Annotated in this window: 14 protein-coding genes; 7 read left to right on the top strand and 7 right to left on the bottom strand. The window is 64.9% G+C overall.

From position 1 onward, the window contains the following. Positions 1–33: 33 nt before the first annotated feature. Both purC and PP1Y_RS16515 read left to right on the top strand, forming a co-directional pair. Positions 34–816: a phosphoribosylaminoimidazolesuccinocarboxamide synthase gene (gene purC, locus PP1Y_RS16520; RefSeq protein ID WP_007011290.1), complete on the top strand. Its 783-nt coding sequence runs from the start codon at positions 34–36 to the stop codon at positions 814–816. A gap of 114 nt (positions 817–930) precedes the next feature. Next, positions 931–3,768: a pitrilysin family protein gene (locus tag PP1Y_RS16515; RefSeq protein WP_013833253.1), complete on the top strand. Its 2,838-nt coding sequence runs from the start codon at positions 931–933 to the stop codon at positions 3,766–3,768. 26 nt (positions 3,769–3,794) lie between these two features. Here PP1Y_RS16515 and PP1Y_RS16510 read toward each other — a convergent pair whose 3' ends face one another. Beyond that, positions 3,795–4,496 carry an HAD-IA family hydrolase gene (locus PP1Y_RS16510; protein ID WP_013833252.1) on the bottom strand — a complete coding sequence of 234 codons (702 nt, stop codon included), beginning with the start codon at positions 4,494–4,496 and terminating at the stop codon, positions 3,795–3,797. A 59-nt stretch (positions 4,497–4,555) separates the two neighbouring features. On the opposite strand from PP1Y_RS16510, the gene glmU reads away from it, so the two are divergent. Beyond that, positions 4,556–5,932, top strand: coding sequence for a bifunctional UDP-N-acetylglucosamine diphosphorylase/glucosamine-1-phosphate N-acetyltransferase GlmU (gene glmU, locus PP1Y_RS16505; protein WP_013833251.1), 1,377 nt, complete (start codon positions 4,556–4,558; stop codon positions 5,930–5,932). 24 nt (positions 5,933–5,956) lie between these two features. Here glmU and PP1Y_RS16500 read toward each other — a convergent pair whose 3' ends face one another. After that, positions 5,957–6,709 carry a lipopolysaccharide assembly protein LapB gene (locus PP1Y_RS16500; protein ID WP_232512405.1) on the bottom strand — a complete coding sequence of 251 codons (753 nt, stop codon included), beginning with the start codon at positions 6,707–6,709 and terminating at the stop codon, positions 5,957–5,959. Between the two features lie 178 nt (positions 6,710–6,887). Between PP1Y_RS16500 and PP1Y_RS16495 the strand changes: the two genes are divergently transcribed. The 3 genes from PP1Y_RS16495 (at position 6,888) to PP1Y_RS16485 (ending at position 12,139) form a co-directional block, all read left to right on the top strand. Continuing rightward, complete coding sequence (locus tag PP1Y_RS16495) at positions 6,888–7,718, top strand: TIGR00266 family protein (RefSeq protein WP_013833249.1); 831 nt, start codon at positions 6,888–6,890, stop codon at positions 7,716–7,718. A 149-nt stretch (positions 7,719–7,867) separates the two neighbouring features. After that, entirely contained in the window at positions 7,868–9,691 is a 1,824-nt protein-coding gene (gene glmS / locus PP1Y_RS16490) for a glutamine--fructose-6-phosphate transaminase (isomerizing) (RefSeq protein WP_013833248.1), read from the top strand. A gap of 117 nt (positions 9,692–9,808) precedes the next feature. Then, complete coding sequence (locus PP1Y_RS16485) at positions 9,809–12,139, top strand: bifunctional diguanylate cyclase/phosphodiesterase (protein ID WP_013833247.1); 2,331 nt, start codon at positions 9,809–9,811, stop codon at positions 12,137–12,139. 135 nt (positions 12,140–12,274) lie between these two features. On the opposite strand, the gene purQ is transcribed toward PP1Y_RS16485, so the two are convergent. Together purQ and purS are read right to left on the bottom strand one after the other, a co-directional pair. Next, entirely contained in the window at positions 12,275–12,952 is a 678-nt protein-coding gene (gene purQ / locus PP1Y_RS16480) for a phosphoribosylformylglycinamidine synthase subunit PurQ (protein ID WP_013833246.1), read from the bottom strand. After that, positions 12,949–13,185, bottom strand: a complete 237-nt coding sequence (gene purS, locus PP1Y_RS16475) for a phosphoribosylformylglycinamidine synthase subunit PurS (RefSeq protein ID WP_007011299.1) — start codon at positions 13,183–13,185, stop codon at positions 12,949–12,951. Before purS ends, purQ begins: the two co-directional genes overlap by 4 nt. A gap of 210 nt (positions 13,186–13,395) precedes the next feature. Between purS and PP1Y_RS16470 the strand changes: the two genes are divergently transcribed. Continuing rightward, positions 13,396–14,301: an SDR family NAD(P)-dependent oxidoreductase gene (locus PP1Y_RS16470; protein ID WP_007011301.1), complete on the top strand. Its 906-nt coding sequence runs from the start codon at positions 13,396–13,398 to the stop codon at positions 14,299–14,301. Between the two features lie 27 nt (positions 14,302–14,328). Here the strand turns inward: PP1Y_RS16470 and PP1Y_RS16465 are convergent, their stop codons facing one another. Genes PP1Y_RS16465 through PP1Y_RS16455 form a run of 3 tightly spaced genes read right to left on the bottom strand, consistent with a single transcriptional unit; the run spans position 14,329 to position 16,091 of the window. Next, positions 14,329–14,700, bottom strand: a complete 372-nt coding sequence (locus PP1Y_RS16465) for a DUF2794 domain-containing protein (protein WP_041558933.1) — start codon at positions 14,698–14,700, stop codon at positions 14,329–14,331. Between the two features lie 5 nt (positions 14,701–14,705). After that, positions 14,706–15,410 (bottom strand): serine O-acetyltransferase EpsC, encoded by a 705-nt coding sequence (gene epsC, locus PP1Y_RS16460; RefSeq protein WP_013833244.1) that lies wholly within the window; start codon positions 15,408–15,410, stop codon positions 14,706–14,708. A 51-nt stretch (positions 15,411–15,461) separates the two neighbouring features. After that, on the bottom strand, positions 15,462–16,091 hold the full coding sequence (locus PP1Y_RS16455) for an ATPase (protein ID WP_013833243.1): 630 nt from the start codon (positions 16,089–16,091) through the stop codon (positions 15,462–15,464). Positions 16,092–16,098: the final 7 nt, after the last annotated feature.

The raw sequence follows: 16,098 nt of genomic DNA, 5'->3' as shown, positions 1-16,098 counted from the left end.
GTTTGTACTTTTACCGTATCAAGGACGAATCCGATGTCCCGTCGCCGCCAGATCTACGAAGGCAAGGCCAAGATCCTTTATGAGGGCCCCGAGCCCGGCACGCTGATCCAGTACTTCAAGGACGATGCCACTGCGTTCAATGCGCAGAAGAAGGGCACGATCCAGGGCAAGGGCGTGATCAACAACCGCATCAGCGAGTATGTCTTCACGCGCCTCAACCATATCGGCGTTCCCAACCACTTCATCCGCCGCCTCAACATGCGCGAGCAGCTCGTGCGCCAGGTCGAGATCATTCCGATCGAGGTCGTCGTGCGCAACGTGGCCGCTGGTTCGATCTCCAAGCGTCTCGGCATTCCCGAGGGCGAACCGCTGCCCCACACGCTGATCGAGTACTACTACAAGGACGACGCGCTGGGCGATCCGCTGATCGCCGAAGAGCACATCGCGTGCTTCGGCTGGGCCAACAACGAGGAGATGCAGGACATCTCCGCCATGGCCATCCGCGTGAACGATTTCATGTGCGGCATGTTCGCGGCGATCAACATCCGCCTCGTGGACTTCAAGCTCGAGTTCGGACGCATCTGGGACGGCGACTACAGCCGCGTGATCCTCGCCGACGAAATCAGCCCCGACGGCTGCCGCCTGTGGGACATGGCAACCGGCGAAAAGCTGGACAAGGACCGCTTCCGCCGCGACCTCGGCGGTGAGGAAGAAGCCTACCAGGAAGTCGCGCGCCGCCTCGGCCTGCTGCAGGACGATAACGGCCCGAGCGAAGTCTTCGATCTCTCGAAGCACCGCAAGCTGCGCGGCAAGTAACCGGCCACGCGCCTCGATCGGGGCGCTGACAAAGCCTTTCAGGGCCCGGAACGCGGTGGCAATCGCGATCCGGGCCCTTGTTATATGCGCGCCGCTGGGGCAGGTCTGGGCGCGATGAGAGGACTCCTGATTGCGCTTCTCCTGCTCCTGCCGGCCCCGCTGGCAGCCCGGGAGAACACGCCCCCCCGCGACGACACTTCCTGGGCCTTCGAGGCCAGCGACATTCCGCTCGATCCGGACTATCGCTTTGGGCGCCTCGCCAACGGCATGCGTTACGTCGTCCGGCACAATGCCACCCCTGCCGGGACCGGCGTGGTGCGCATGCTGGTCGAAGCCGGCTCGCTCGACGAAAGCGACAGCGAACAGGGCTACGCCCACTTCGTGGAGCACATGGCCTTCAACGGCAGCAAGCGCGTGCCCGAAGGCGAGATGATTCCCCTGCTCGAGCGCGATGGCCTCGCCTTCGGCGCGGACACCAATGCCTCGACCAGCTTCGACCGCACGATCTACAAGCTGGACCTGCCGCGCAGCGATTCCACCCTGCTCGACACGGCGCTGATGCTCATGCGCCAGACCGCCAGCGAACTGACCATCTCGCAGGGCGCAGTAGAGCGCGAGCGCGGCGTCGTTCTGTCCGAGATGCGCGATCGCAACACCTTCGGTTTTCGCAATGCGGTCGACGGGCTGAAGTTCTTCTACCCCGGCTCGCTCTATGCCAATCGCCTGCCGATCGGCACGACACAGACACTCAATGCCGCCACGTCTCAAAGCCTGCGCGCCTTCTACCACCGCGAGTATGTGCCTGCGCACGTTACCGTTGTCGTCGTAGGGGATTTCGACATCGACGAGATGGTCGCCGGTATACAGCGCCATTTCGGAGACTGGCAGGCCGAACCGTCCGAGCCGCAGCCCGATGCCGGACCGATTCGGGCGAAAGACAAGAGCCGCACGGAAATCTACGTCGACCCTGCCCTTTCCGAGCGGATAACCGCGCTGCGCAACGGCCCCTGGCTCTACGAACCCGACAGCGTGAAGCAGCGGCAGGAAAACCTGCTGCGCTCGATCGGCTACGACATCGTCAATCGCCGCCTCCAGCGCCTCTCGCGTCAGGCGTCCCCGCCTTTCCGAGGCGCAGGGTTCGGCACCGGCGACGTTTTTGAAACCGCGCGCTCGACGCGCCTCATAGTCGATACCGTCGACGGCAAGTGGCACGAGGGACTTCAGGCCGCCGTAGCTGAATATCGCCGCGCCCTCGCCTACGGTTTTGCCTCCTCCGAAGTCGCCGAGCAGGTGGTCTCGATCCGCAACACCCTGGTCGATGCCCTGGGCTCGGCCGACACGCGCAGCAACCCCGCGCTCGCCGAGTCCGCGCTGGCGCTCGTCACCGACCGGACAGTGCCCTCCACGCCCGAAACCGTGCTGCAACGCTTCGAGGCCTTTGCGCCGCAGATAACCCCCGAAGCCGTCCTCGCCGCGCTTGAGCGCGAAGCGATCCCGCTCAGGAAACCGCTTTTGCGTTTCGAAGGCCGGATCGCGCCCGAAGGCGGCGGCGAAGCGCTGCGGGATAGCTGGAAACAGGCGATGAAGGCCCCGGTCGAGCGCAGCGAAACCACCGCGCTCAGCGATTTCGGCTACACCGACTTCGGCGCTCCGGGAGAAGTGGTCAGCGACCGGATCGGGCCCGAACTCGGCATCCGCGAGATCCGCTTCGCCAATGGCGTAATGCTCAATCTCAAGCGCACCGACATCGAAAGGGACAAGGTGCGCGTCAGCATCAGCATCGATGGCGGCGACAAGCTCGATACCAGGAGCGACCCGCTGGCGACGGAAATGGTCTCCTATCTCGACGAAGGCGGGCTCGGGAAGCACAGCCGCGACGATCTCGACACGATCTTCGCCGGACGGACTGTCGGCTTCGGCCTCACCAGCGCGGATGCAAGCTTCGACGGACGCTACCAGACCACGCCGCGTGACCTCGAGCTGCAGCTTGACCTCATCGCCGCGCTCATCACCGACCCCGGCTATCGCCCGGAGGGCGCGGTGCAGTACCGCCAACAGGTGAACAACTATTTCGCCCAGCTGCGGGCCACCCCGGCTTCGGCCCTGAGCGCGGACCTCGGCGCGATCCTTTCGGACAAGGATCCGCGCTTCAGCCTGCAGCCGGTCGACGCCTATCGCCACCGCACTTTCGACGAACTCAAGCGCGACATCGGCGACAGACTTGCCCACGGCGCCATCGAACTGGGCATCGTCGGCGACATCGACGAGGACAAGGCTATCGCTCTTGTCGCCCAAACGCTGGGGGCGCTGCCGCCGCGCGAAGCGGCATTCCGCGACTATGCGAACCAGCCGCCGCGCACCTTCACGCCAGATCGGGAACCGCGCGTCCTGCGACACACCGGCGCATCCGACCAGGCATTGCTGCGGTTGACCTTCCCCACCCGCGACGACAGCGACCCGCAGCAGACGCTCGAGCTGGAACTGCTCGAACGGGTCATGCGCATCGAGCTGACCGACGAATTGCGCGAAGCGCTGGGCAAGACCTATTCGCCTTCGGCCAGCAGCAAGCTCTCGCGCGAGTGGAAGGGATACGGCACGTTCTCGATCAACGCCTCGGTCGACGTGGCGGATGTCGCGGCGACCCGCAAGGCGATCCACAAGGTTCTCGCCGCACTAAGCTCGGCACCGGTCAGCGACGACATCCTGACCCGGGCGCGCCAACCGCTCTACGAAGCCTTCCAGAACGCCTTGAAGTCAAACACCGGGTGGCTCTCGCTGGTCGATCGCGCCCAGTCGGAAAGCGACCGGATCGACCGCTTCGTCAAGGCGCGCGAGCGCCTGATGGCGCTCACCGCCGCCGATGTCGAGGCGACGGCCAAGCGCTACCTCCAACCGGATGCCGGCGTGGAAGTGCTGGTCCTTCCGGAAGGCGTCGATCCGCCCAAGCCCTGATCTGCAACGGAACCGCGCCTGTTGGCTCAGCGCACAGAGGCGGTTCCCAGATAGTCAAGCGCGGGAATGAGCTGGTCGAAGTGATCGATCACCGCATTGGCACCCAGTTCGCGGGGCGGCTTGTCGCAGAAGCCAAAGCTCACCGCGACGCACGGTAGCCCCGCAGCGGCAGCCGCGCCGGTATCGTAAGTCGTATCGCCGACATAGACAGCGCGCGCCTCCTGCCGCGAGACACCGGCCCGGTCGAGCATCTCGTAGATGAGATCGGGGTTTGGCTTGGCCTTGCCCGGCCCCAGCGTATCGCCGCCGATGACCGTGAAGAAGCGATCCGACAGGCCGAGCTCGTCGAAGATCCGCACGGCGAAGCGCTCAAGCTTGTTGGTCACCACCGCGATCTTCACGCCGCGCGCAGCCAGACCGTCCAGCATTTCGAGTCCGCCCGGGAACAGGCGCGTCTCGACCGCGATATTGGCCTCGTAGAAATCGAGCAGGATGCGGTGCAATTCGTCGAAACGCGCATCGGAAACCGGCTCCCCGGTAACCTCCAGCGCGCGGGCGAGCATCTTCTTCGCTCCGCCGCCGATCAGGTCGCGCACTTCGGACGACGGGATCGCCTGCCTGCCCTCCAACGAGATCGCGTGGTTCACTGCCGCTGCCAGATCCCCGTGACTGTCGAGAAGGGTTCCGTCGAGGTCGAACCCGACGATATCGAATGGAAATGTGCTCATCGCGTCCCCAGTTAAGACTTGATGTGGAAACCGCAACATTTTGCTGGCACATGAGCGCCATGGCCGAAGACTCATCCCCCCTCGCCCCGCTCGCGGTCGTTGTCCTTGCCGCCGGCAAGGGCACCCGCATGAAGAGCAACCTGCACAAGGTCCTGCACCCCATTGCGGGCAGGCCGATGCTGGAGCATCTCATGGCCAGCGCGGCCGAACTCTCCCCGCAGCGGCAGGTCGTCGTGGCCGGGCACGGGCTGGAGCAGCTTGAAAAGGCCCTGGGCGAAAGCGTGACTTTCGCAGTGCAGGAGCCGCAGCTGGGCACCGGCCATGCCGTCCAGCAGGCACAGGGCGCTCTGCAGGGCTTCGACGGCGATGTCCTGATCCTTTACGGCGATGTGCCTTTCGTGCGCACCGAAACGATGCGCGCCATGATCGAACGCCTTCACGCAGAGGATTCCCCGGCGGTCGTGGTGCTCGGTTTCGAGCCGGAAGATCCGCTGCAGTACGGCCGGGTGCTCGCCCACGACGATGGCCGCATCGCAATGATGGTCGAGTACAAGGACGCAACCGATGAGCAGCGCGCCTGCCGCCTGTGCAACTCCGGCCTCATGGCGGTGAAGTCGGCGGACCTGTTCGACCTGCTCTCACGCGTGGGCAACGACAATGCGCAAGGCGAGTACTACCTCGTCGACATCGTCAATGTCGCCACGCTCGAGGGCCGCACCTGTGCGGTCATCACCACGGACGATCCGGACGAAGTGGGCGGCATCAACAGCCGCGGCGAACTGGCCGAGGCCGAAGCACGCTGGCAGGCCCGTCGCCGCAAGGACGCCATGGCCGATGGCGTGACGCTTGCCGCGCCGGAAACGGTGTTCTTCGCATGGGATACGCAGCTTGGCCGCGACGTCACGATCGAGCCCAATGTGGTCTTCGGCCCTGGCGTGACGGTCGCCGACGATGTCACCATTCGCGCCTTCTCGCACCTTGAAGGCGCAACGCTGGAAAGCGGGGTCGAGATCGGCCCCTACGCCCGCCTGCGCCCCGGTGCGGTGCTCAAGTCCGGCTCCAAGGTCGGCAACTTCGTCGAGATCAAGAAGGCGGTGCTGGGCGAAGGCGCCAAGGCCAACCACCTCAGCTACCTGGGCGATGCAGAGATCGGCGCGGGAGCAAACATCGGCGCGGGCACGATCACCTGCAACTACGACGGCTACTTCAAGCACAAGACGGTGATCGGCGAGCGCGCCTTCATCGGCTCGAACAGCGCCCTGGTCGCCCCGCTCCAGATCGGCGCGGATGCGATCGTCGCGGCCGGCAGCGCAGTCACGCGCAACGTCGCCCCGGGCGAACTGCGCCTCGTGCGCGGGGAACAGCTGGTCAAGCCCGGCTGGGCAGACCGCTTTCACGATACGATGAAGAAGAAGAAGGCCGAGCAGAAAAAGTAGTTCCGCCCGGCCTCCGGAGCTGAATTACGAACCGATTGCCTTCTGCCGGGCGATATGTCCCAGTTCGATGCTGGCGGCCTTGTTCCCAGGCTCGAATTCCAGCGACTGCCTGAACGAATTCTCGGCCGCTTCGAGGTTGCCGAGCATCATCTGGTTGTAGCCGATCCCCCGCAGCGCCCGCGCGGCAAGGTCGGCGTCAGGCCCAGCCGGGTTCTTGTCGGTCACGTCCCAGGCGCGCAGGAACAGTTCGAGCGAAGTCTTCCAGTCGCGGCGCGACTTGTAGAGTTCGGCATATTCGTTGGCGTAATGCGCATCGAAGGGCGCCAGTTCGGTCGCGCGGCGCAGTTCCGCTTCGGCCAGATCGCCGCGCCCCATGTCGATCAGGGCATAGCCCTTGCCGAAGTGCGCATCGCACACCGCAGCATCGATCAGCACGGGGCTTGTACCCGAAGCACCGGTCGCGGTCGTGATCTTCGAGGCATCGCGTTCATCGCGCGCGCAGAAGCGCGGACGCGGATCGCCCAGGTGCCTGCGGTCCGCCGCAGAAATCACTGCGTCGAATTCTGCAATCGCCTTCTTCAGCTTGCCCGCGCGTATGAAGCCGAAGCCTGCCGAAGTGCGCTGCTTGTCCATGACATTGGGCGCAACCACCAACTGGCTGACTTCGCCCAGATGGCCCGGCGAAACCGATTCGGCACGCGCCGGGAACGACCCTGCAGCCGCACCGACCGCCATGGCCATGCACATTCCGGGAATTAAGGCCTTCCAGTGGTTCATGCTTTCATCCTCACCCAAATGCGCCGCGCACCTTTTGGAGGTCGACGAATCCGCTGAAATGCCGCGCACCTTGTTAGTGGTCGACGAACTGCAAAGCGTATCCGATGAACGCGGTTTGACAAGGATAATCGCTCACCCCAAACCCGGGTTCCAGCAATTCACCCCAAAAGGAGGCATCATGTCCGGCAGTCCCTGGAGCCATTCGCGCAGTTCTTCGATTTCCGACGACGTCGACTTCGAGATCAAGGGCCAGGAACTCCAGTTCGTCGAGATCGAGCTGGATCCCGGCGAAAGCGCCGTGGCCGAAGCGGGTGCGATGGTCTGGAAGGATGCCCCTATCGAGATGTCGACCGTGTTCGGAGACGGTTCGGGCGGCGAAGGCAGCGGCTTCATGGGCAAGCTGCTCGGCGCAGGCAAGCGCCTCGTTACCGGCGAAAGCCTGTTCACGACCGTCTTCACCCATCACGGCAAAGGCAAGGCGCGCGTCGCCTTCGCCGCTCCCGTGCCCGGCGCCATTCTCCCGATCAAGCTGGACGACGTCGGCGGGCGCCTGATCTGCCAGAAGGACGCCTTCCTCGCCGCGGCTCGCGGCGTCTCCATCGGCGTCCACTTCCAGCAGCGGATCATGACCGGCCTGTTCGGCGGCGAAGGCTTCATCATGCAGAAGCTGGAAGGCGATGGCTGGGTCTTCGTGCAGATGGGCGGCACGGTGATCGAGCGCGAGCTGGCCGCGGGCGAAGAACTTCACATCGACACCGGCTGCGTGGCCGCATTCACTTCGGGCATCGACTTCGACGTGATCCGCGCCGGCTCGGTCAAGTCGATGATCTTCGGCGGCGAAGGCGTGTTCTTTGCGCGCCTGCGCGGCCCCGGCAAGGTCTGGGTCCAGTCCCTGCCTTTCTCGCGCCTCGCCGGTCGGATGCTGGCGGCTGCCGGTTCGCGCGGGGGACAGAACCGGGGTGAAGGGTCAATCCTGGGCGGCCTTGGCGACCTGCTCGACGGCGACTGAGCGAACTTTCCACCGCTCGCTTGCGAAGGTCGGCGGCTAAACCGATTTTCAAGCTTGTCCATTGCAGGACGGAGCGCCATCTGCAGGACCAGCAAGGCTGGGTCCAGCGACAACAACATTCATCCGGAACAAGGCGGCAAGCGCGGCACATGTGTGGAATCATCGGTATCGTCGGCAAGGAAGAGGTTGCAGAGCGCCTGGTGGACGGCCTCAGGCGCATGGAATACCGCGGCTATGACAGTGCAGGTGTCTGCACCGTTCACGATGGCCAGTTGATCCGCCGCAGGGCTGAGGGCAAGCTTCTCAATCTCGTCAAGGAACTGGCCGTCGATCCTGCGCCGGGCCTCGTCGGCATTGCCCACACCCGCTGGGCCACCCACGGCGCGCCGACCACGGTCAATGCCCATCCCCATGCGACCGGGGAACTGGCGCTCGTCCACAACGGCATCATCGAGAACTTCCGGCCCTTGCGCGAAGCGCTCGTCGCGCGCGGACGCAAGTTCGAGAGCCAGACCGATACCGAAGTGGTCGCGCACCTCGTCTCCGAACTGGTCGAGGCCGGCCGGTCGCCGCAGGAAGCGGTCAGGGCAGCCCTTCCGCAGCTGCGCGGCGCCTTTGCGCTTGCCATCGCCTTCCGCCGCTTCCCCGACATGCTGATCGGCGCCCGCCTCGGCTCGCCCCTCGTCGTTGGCTATGGCGAGGGTGAGACCTACCTGGGCTCCGACGCGCTGGCGCTGGCCCCGCTCACCCAGCGCATTTCCTACCTCGAAGAGGGCGACTGGGTCGTCATCACCCGCGAGGGCGCACAGATCTACGACGTCGAAGGCCATGCGGTGGAGCGCGAGATCGTAACCTCCGGCGCTTCGGCCGTGGCGATCGAGAAGGGCAACTACCGCCACTTCATGCAGAAGGAGATCTTCGAGCAGCCGACCGTCGTTGCCCAGACCCTGCGCAGCTATATCCGCCAGATCGACCACTCCGTCGCCTTGCCCCAGATCGATTTCGACGTCACCAGCGTCAACCGCATCACCATCGTCGCCTGCGGCACCAGCTATTACGCCGGCATGGTCGCGAAGTACTGGATAGAGCATTTCGCGCGCCTGCCGGTGGACATCGATGTCGCCAGCGAGTTCCGCTACCGCGAACCGGTGCTGGAGCCGGGCGGGCTGGCCCTGTTCATTTCGCAGTCCGGCGAAACCGCCGATACGCTCGCCGCGCTGCGCCACTGCAAGGAGGCGGGCCAGAAGATCGCGGTCGTCGTCAACGTGCCGACCAGCACGATGGCGCGCGAGGCCGACCTGCTTCTGCCCACCCATGCCGGTCCGGAAATCGGCGTCGCCTCGACCAAGGCCTTCACCTGCCAGCTTGCCGTGCTCGCCGCCCTCGCCGCACATCTTGCGGTCAAGCGCGGGCGCATGGCACGCGAGGAGGAGATGGAAGTCGTCAATCATCTCGTCGAAACGCCTGCCTGCCTCAACGCCGCGCTGGCCCATGACGAGGAAATCGCCGAGATGGCACACCTCATCGCCCCGGCGCGCGACGTGCTTTACCTGGGGCGCGGACCGGACTTCCCGCTTGCCCTCGAAGGGGCGCTCAAACTCAAGGAAATCAGCTACATCCATGCCGAAGGCTATGCCTCGGGCGAGATGAAGCACGGTCCGATCGCGCTGATCGACGATGCCGTCCCGGTCATTGTCCTCGCCCCTTCCGGGCCGCTCTTCGAAAAGACCGTCAGCAACATGCAGGAAGTGCGCGCCCGAGGCGGCAAGGTCGTGCTGATTTCCGACAGGGAGGGCATCGAGGAAGCCGGCGAAGGCTGCATCGCGACGATAGAGATGCCCAAGGTCCACCCGCTGATCGCGCCGCTGGTCTATGCTGTGCCGGTCCAGTTGCTCGCGTACCACGTCGCCTGCGTAAAGGGCACCGACGTCGACCAGCCCCGCAATCTCGCCAAGAGCGTAACCGTCGAATAACGGCCGTTCGTGGAAATAATTCAGGCCCTGGCGACTGATCGTACGACTTTTACCCTGTAATAACACTTGGTCGGTTATTCCAGGGGAGTGAACACGCACACGTCCACCTACTGCGCCATGCCACGGGAACTGCCAGTATTGGCGGTGCTCGGGCTATCGGATCCGGACGACGGCGATTGGAGTCGGCTGCGGGGAATACAGTATTCCTGCCTCGGCCACTCCACTTTCGCGCGGGTCACGACGCAGATCTCCGCCATGCTCGCAACCGCGGCGCTCGTCTTCGGGCAAGTGCCGATGGCAGCTGTCGCGGTCTGGATCGCAGTGGCCTGCGTCACGCTCTGGCGAGGGGTCCGCATAGACCGCACGCTGATCGACGCGGACAAGCGCCGCATCTCGCGCGACGAAGTCCACGCGCAGATGATCAGCTCCATTCTCAACGGCCTGGCCTGGTCCGTCCCGATCGGCGGCCTCGGATTCTTCGTCGACGCGCAGACGCAAGTAAAGCTGTGGATCGTGCTGGCCATGCTGATGACCGCATCGGCCGTGCTGCTGCCCGCTGTACCGCTGGGAACCTTGCTGTTCACCGGAATCACCGGCGCTACCGCCATCGTGTTCTTCCTGAGCCGCGGCATGTTCGACATGGCCGCGGTCAGCATCGCCTTCTCGGGGATCGTGATTGCCGCCGCCATCGAAAGCGCGCGGCGCCACGTCACTACCAAGATCGCCGAAGCCGGCATTGTCGAGAAGGACGAAGTCGTCTCGATGCTGCTGCGCGAGTTCGAGGAAGGCGAGGCAGACTGGCTCTGGCAGATCGATACCGCACGCCGCGTGCGGTCGGTCTCCCCGCGCTTCGCCTTTGCCCTGGGCATGGATGCCAAGGAGATCGAGGGGCAGCCCCTGATCCAGCTCATCGCCGGATCGGCGTGGGAAAGCGGCCAGTTCTCGACCAGCCTCCACGACCTTGCCGAGCGCATCAAGCGGCGCGAGAACTTCAACAACCTGCTGGTGCGCGTGACGATCCACGGCCAACCGCGCTGGTGGGAGCTTTCCGGCACGCCCAAGCTCGACGAAAAGGGCAATTTCGACGGCTTCCGCGGCGTCGGCTCCGACGTCACCGAAGCGCGCGAGAATTCCGACAAGATTGCCTGGCTCGCGCGTTACGACACGCTCACCGGCCTGCCCAACCGCATGATGCTCACCGAAGCGCTGGGCGACGCGCTGGACTACGCGGACAAGTGGCGCACGCGCTGCGCCTTCCTGATGATCGACCTCGATCGCTTCAAGGCGGTCAACGATTCGCTGGGCCATCTCGTCGGCGACCAGTTGCTGGCCCGGGTATCGGAGCGACTCAAGGAGCAGATGACCGACAACGAACTGTGCGGCCGCCTTGGCGGCGACGAGTTCGCCATCGTCATCCGCGACGCTTCGGACCTTGCCCATATCGACCGTGTCGCCGAACGCGTCATCAAGCGCCTCTCACAGCCCTACGAAGTCGATCACCACACTCTCTACGTCGGCGCCTCGGTCGGCTCTGCGATCGGCCCGCGCGACGGCTCGACTGTCGAGACCCTCATGCGCAATGCCGACCTGGCGCTCTACCGCGCCAAGGATACCGGGGGTAACGAGCACTTCACTTACGAACCGGCCCTTCACGCCCATGCCGAGGAGCGGCGCAAGCTGGAATTCTCCCTGCGCCGCGCCCTCGAACGTGACGAATTCAAGGTCGTGTACCAGCCCGTCGTCGCGGCAGACACCGAGGGCGTCGTCAGCTTCGAAGCGCTGCTGCGCTGGGAAAGCAAGGATCACGGCAGCGTCAGCCCGGCAAAGTTCATCCCGCTGGCGGAGGATACCCGCCTGATCGTGCCGATCGGGGAATGGGTGCTCCGGGAGGCCTGCAAGGAAGCGATGAACTGGCCCGAACACATCCGCGTTGCGGTGAATGTTTCGGGCGAACAGCTCCTCGACCAGAACTTCGTGGCCAGCGTGGTCGGTGCGCTCCAGCACAGCGGGCTCAGCCCGAACCGGCTCGAGATCGAGGTGACCGAGAGCATCTTCCTGCGCGACACGACCATGGCCAATGCCGCGCTGGAGGAAGTCATGGCGCTGGGCTGCGGCATCGCGCTCGATGACTTCGGGACCGGCTATTCCTCGCTGGGTTACCTGCGCAAGCTGCGCTTCTCCACGATCAAGGTCGACCGCATGTTCGTGCAGGGCGCCGCCACGGGCAATCCCGAGAGCCTGGCGATCATCCGCGCCGTCGTCGCCATGGCGGACAGCCTCGGCATGTCGACAACCGCCGAAGGTGCCGAGACCCAGAATGAGGTCGACATGATCCGGCAGCTCGGCTGCCGCAAGATCCAGGGCTATTTCTTCGGTCGCCCCATGGCCCCCGAAGATGCAATTGCGCTATTCCGCAATCCGGCCAATTCGCGACAGAGCGCGGCCTGAGCGGATCACCGCGCACGGCTGAAGATTCCGCGCGATAATGCGCGGGCCTTGTCGGCAATTGTGCACCACTTACGAATTTAAGGGGACCAGGCCGACTGCCCCGGGCCACGCCCGGGACGCCGGCCTGCCTGGCGATCAGGCGCCGACCAAGCCCCTGATAGCGCTTTCGAACAATGCGCGACCATCCGTGCCACCGTGGGTAGCCTCGATGGCACGTTCGGGGTGCGGCATCATGCCCAGCACGTTGCCGGCATCGTTGAGCACGCCGGCGATCTGCCGGGCCGAACCGTTGACGTCCTCGGCATAGCGGAAGGCCACGCGGCCCTCGCCCTCGAGACGGTCGAGCGTCGCTTCGTCGGCGAAGTAGTTGCCGTCGTGGTGGGCGACCGGAATGAGGATTTCCTGTCCCGCTTCATAGCCGCTGGTGAACAGCGACTGCGCGTTTTCGACCTTGAGGCGAACGTCGCGGCAGACGAAGCGGATCACCGAGTTGCGCAGCAGCGCACCGGGCAGCAGCCCGCTTTCGGTCAGGACCTGGAAACCGTTGCAGACGCCGAGCACCGGAACGCCGCGACCGGCAGCCTCGATGACGGCGCGCATCACCGGCGAGCGCGAGGCAATCGCACCGCAGCGCAAGTAGTCGCCATAGGAAAAGCCGCCCGGCAAGGCGATGAAGTCCAGTCCCTCGGGCAGGTCGGCGTCACCGTGCCAGACGCGATGCGGCGCGGTGCCCGAAACCTTCTCCAGCGCGTCCGCCATGTCGCGGTCGCAATTGGAGCCGGGAAAGGTGATGACGGCGGAGCGGAAGCTCATGCGGCGACCTTCTCGATACGGTAGTTCTCGATCACCATGTTGGCGAGGAGCTTGCGGCACATGTCGTCGAGCGCTTCGTCGCTGACGTTGTCGGCAACGTCGAGCTCGATCAGGCGGCCGGCGCGGACGTCGTTCACTCCCGAGAAGCCGAGGCCTTCGAGCGAGTGATGAATCGCCCGACCCTGCGGATCGAGGACACCGGGCTTGAGGCTGACGTGGACGCGGACTTTCATCGCGGGGGCCTTTCGCTTGGGCGGTCTGGTCAAATGCAATCCCGCTTCGCGCGGAATCGCCGGATTCGTTCGGACCGCCTATGGCCCCGAGAACGCGCGGGAGCAAGCGGCAGCACGCGCTTCGTGGGCAAGCTTTGCAATTGAACCGCGCCGCGCAACCTGCCATCTCGCGGCAAGCCCCCTCAAGCGCCAAGCCGGAGTGCCAAGAATATGCCCATTTCGTTCGAAGGACAGGTCGCAATCGTGACCGGTGCGGGCAATGGACTGGGACGCGCCTATGCCCTCGAACTGGCGCGGCGCGGCGCGAAAGTCGTGGTCAACGACCTCGGCGGCGAGCGCGACGGGCGCGGCCACTCCGACGCCGCACTGGCGGTGGTCGAGGAAATTCGCGTAGCTGGCGGCGAGGCCATGGCCGACGGCGGCGACGTTTCGGACTTCGCCCAGATGGAAGCGATGGTCGCGCGCACCAGGGAAGCATGGGGCGGCGTCCATGTCCTGATCAACAATGCCGGCATCCTGCGCGACCGCACATTCGCCAAGATGGACCCGGCCGATTTCGAGCTGGTCGTGCGCGTCCACCTGCTGGGCAGCGCCTTTGCGACCAAGGCGGTTTGGGAAACCATGCGCGAGCAGCGCTACGGCCGCGTTCTGATGACGACTTCGTCCTCCGGTCTTGGCGGCAACTTCGGCCAAGCCAACTACGGCGCAGCCAAGGCCGGCGTTCTCGGCCTCGCCCGTACCTTGCGCATGGAAGGCGCCAAGTACGACATCCGCGTCAACTCCATCGCCCCGACGGCGGGCACGCGCATGACCGCCGACATCTTTCCCGATGAAGCCTATAATGCTTTCGTTCCGGAAGCCGTGGTGCCCGCCGCCCTCTTCCTCGTATCGAAGGATGCGCCAAGCGATGCCATCGTGGGTGCGGGTGGCGGCGTCTACCAGGGCGCCTTCATCACCATGAACGACGGCGTCCTGCTGCCCGAGGCAGAGCGGACCGTCGAAGGATTCGCAGCGGCCTGGGAACGTATCCGCGACCGGCGCGGCGACCGTGTCTTCGACAACGGCATGGAGCAGTCGCATCACGCGATGGCGATGCTGTCAGGCAAGCGCGGCTGAGAACGGGAGCAAAACAGCCCCCTGCCCTCAATCCTCGACGACCTTGAGGAGCTTGCGTTCGAGGGGGCTGAGAATGCCGGCCAGTTCATGCCCGCGCTTGAGCACTTGCCCGGCCTCGCCGAACAATGTCCACATGCCCTGCTTTCCGCGCAGTGCCGGGCGCTTCTCCACCCGCGCCTGCGGGCGTTCTGCAGCGCGGCGAAAGGCGCTGAAATTCGCGGCGTCCTTGCCGAAGTCCATGGCGTAGTCGCGCCACAGTCCGGCCGCGACCATGCGCCCGTAAAGATCCAGAATGCGCATCAGCTCGTCGCGCTCAAACCCCACCTGCAGAGGCTTGCGCCCGGGGAATGCAACGACACTGCCGTGATGGGAATTCAGTCCGGCCGGCCCAACCGACATTCAGCTCAAACGCCCTTGCATGCCGGTTCGGTGGACTTGCGCGCCTCTTCACGTTCGGCCATGAGCGCCTCGACTTGCGCACGCAGGGCATCGATCTGCTCTTCGAGCTGGTCGACGCGCTGGTTGGGCGCCGGTTCGCACGGTTCCTTGCAGGGCGTGCCGTAAGGCATGAAGTCCTTAGCGTAAGTCTCTGCGGCGACAAGGGTCGAGCGCGCCTTGACGCCGATCATGGTCGCGCCATCGGGCACGCTCTCGGTCACGACGGCGCTGGCGCCGATGCGGGCGCGCTTGCCGATGGTCACCGGGCCGATGATCTGGGCCCCGGAGCCGACGATGACATTGTCCTCCAGCGTGGGATGGCGCTTGCCGCCCTTGCCGTTCGTCGGGTTGGAACCGCCAAGCGTGACGCACTGGTAGATGGTGACGTTGTCACCGATCTCGGCCGTCTCGCCGATCACGGTGAAACCGTGGTCGATGAAGAAGTTCTTGCCGATGGTTGCGCCCGGGTGGATGTCGATCGCGGTCATGAACCGGGAGAGGTGATTGACTGCGCGCGCGAGGAAGAACAGGCGCGCATTGAACAGGCGATGCGCGATCTTGTGCCAGAACAGCGCCCACACGCCGGGATAGAGCAGCACTTCCCAACGCGAACGAGGCGCAGGATCGCGCGCCACGACAGAATCCAGATATCGGACAAGATTACCGAGCATTGCCCGAATCTCCCATCAATTCGCCTGCAAGGCAAGCATCGTAGAGCAGACCTAGTTCCCGAGGCCTTCCGGAGCACCGCCTTTAGTCTCGATCAAGGCTTCGCGCCAGATGGCCAGTGTGGGGGCCTGCTTGCGTTCCAAACTGAGCCGATCGATCGCTTCGAGCAGCCGTTCGACCCCCAGATGGCTACGCTCGCACCGTGGTACAAGATAATCGGTTGCGGAATGGTCAAGAACGAGGCCGCGCATCTCGGCGTGGACTTCCATCAAGGCGGCCAGCATCTCGTCGTCCGGCACGTCGATTTCGAGGTCAAGTGCGGCTCCCAATCGCGAATTGAGGTCCGGCAGGCTGACTTTCCAGGCTCCTTCGCCATTGCCGCGCGGTCGGTTGCTGACGATGAGCAGGGGCCGTCCGCTCTCCTGCGCACGGTTCCAGCGGTGGAACAGCGCGTCCTCGTCGACCGTGTCGGCATCGTCGACGACATCGCCCACGCCCGAATCGGCAAACCAGCTGGCAAGCAGCGACTTGCCCGAGCGCGGCGGTCCGGTGAGGATCGCGGTATGGAATGGCCAGTTGCCCGGTTCCGACATCGCGTCGATCACGGACGCATTGGCATTGCCCACGACGATGCGCGGGGGCCTGTCCCGATTGGATGAAAGCGGTAATGCAATCTGCCTCATGCCCAAG

The organism is Novosphingobium sp. PP1Y, from assembly GCF_000253255.1.
Taxonomy (GTDB): Bacteria; Pseudomonadota; Alphaproteobacteria; order Sphingomonadales; family Sphingomonadaceae; genus Novosphingobium.
Note: the sequence above shows the minus strand (reverse complement) of the source record. Positions and strands in the feature narration are given on the sequence as shown.

Coding starts and splice junctions, on each gene's coding strand:
- purC (WP_007011290.1), top strand. CDS start 34: ATGTCCCGTCGCCGCCAGATCTACGAAGGCAAGGCCAAGATCCTTTAT.
- PP1Y_RS16515 (WP_013833253.1), top strand. CDS start 931: ATGAGAGGACTCCTGATTGCGCTTCTCCTGCTCCTGCCGGCCCCGCTG.
- PP1Y_RS16510 (WP_013833252.1), bottom strand. CDS start 4,496: ATGAGCACATTTCCATTCGATATCGTCGGGTTCGACCTCGACGGAACC.
- glmU (WP_013833251.1), top strand. CDS start 4,556: ATGGCCGAAGACTCATCCCCCCTCGCCCCGCTCGCGGTCGTTGTCCTT.
- PP1Y_RS16500 (WP_232512405.1), bottom strand. CDS start 6,709: ATGAACCACTGGAAGGCCTTAATTCCCGGAATGTGCATGGCCATGGCG.
- PP1Y_RS16495 (WP_013833249.1), top strand. CDS start 6,888: ATGTCCGGCAGTCCCTGGAGCCATTCGCGCAGTTCTTCGATTTCCGAC.
- glmS (WP_013833248.1), top strand. CDS start 7,868: ATGTGTGGAATCATCGGTATCGTCGGCAAGGAAGAGGTTGCAGAGCGC.
- PP1Y_RS16485 (WP_013833247.1), top strand. CDS start 9,809: ATGCCACGGGAACTGCCAGTATTGGCGGTGCTCGGGCTATCGGATCCG.
- purQ (WP_013833246.1), bottom strand. CDS start 12,952: ATGAGCTTCCGCTCCGCCGTCATCACCTTTCCCGGCTCCAATTGCGAC.
- purS (WP_007011299.1), bottom strand. CDS start 13,185: ATGAAAGTCCGCGTCCACGTCAGCCTCAAGCCCGGTGTCCTCGATCCG.
- PP1Y_RS16470 (WP_007011301.1), top strand. CDS start 13,396: ATGCCCATTTCGTTCGAAGGACAGGTCGCAATCGTGACCGGTGCGGGC.
- PP1Y_RS16465 (WP_041558933.1), bottom strand. CDS start 14,700: ATGTCGGTTGGGCCGGCCGGACTGAATTCCCATCACGGCAGTGTCGTT.
- epsC (WP_013833244.1), bottom strand. CDS start 15,410: ATGCTCGGTAATCTTGTCCGATATCTGGATTCTGTCGTGGCGCGCGAT.
- PP1Y_RS16455 (WP_013833243.1), bottom strand. CDS start 16,091: ATGAGGCAGATTGCATTACCGCTTTCATCCAATCGGGACAGGCCCCCG.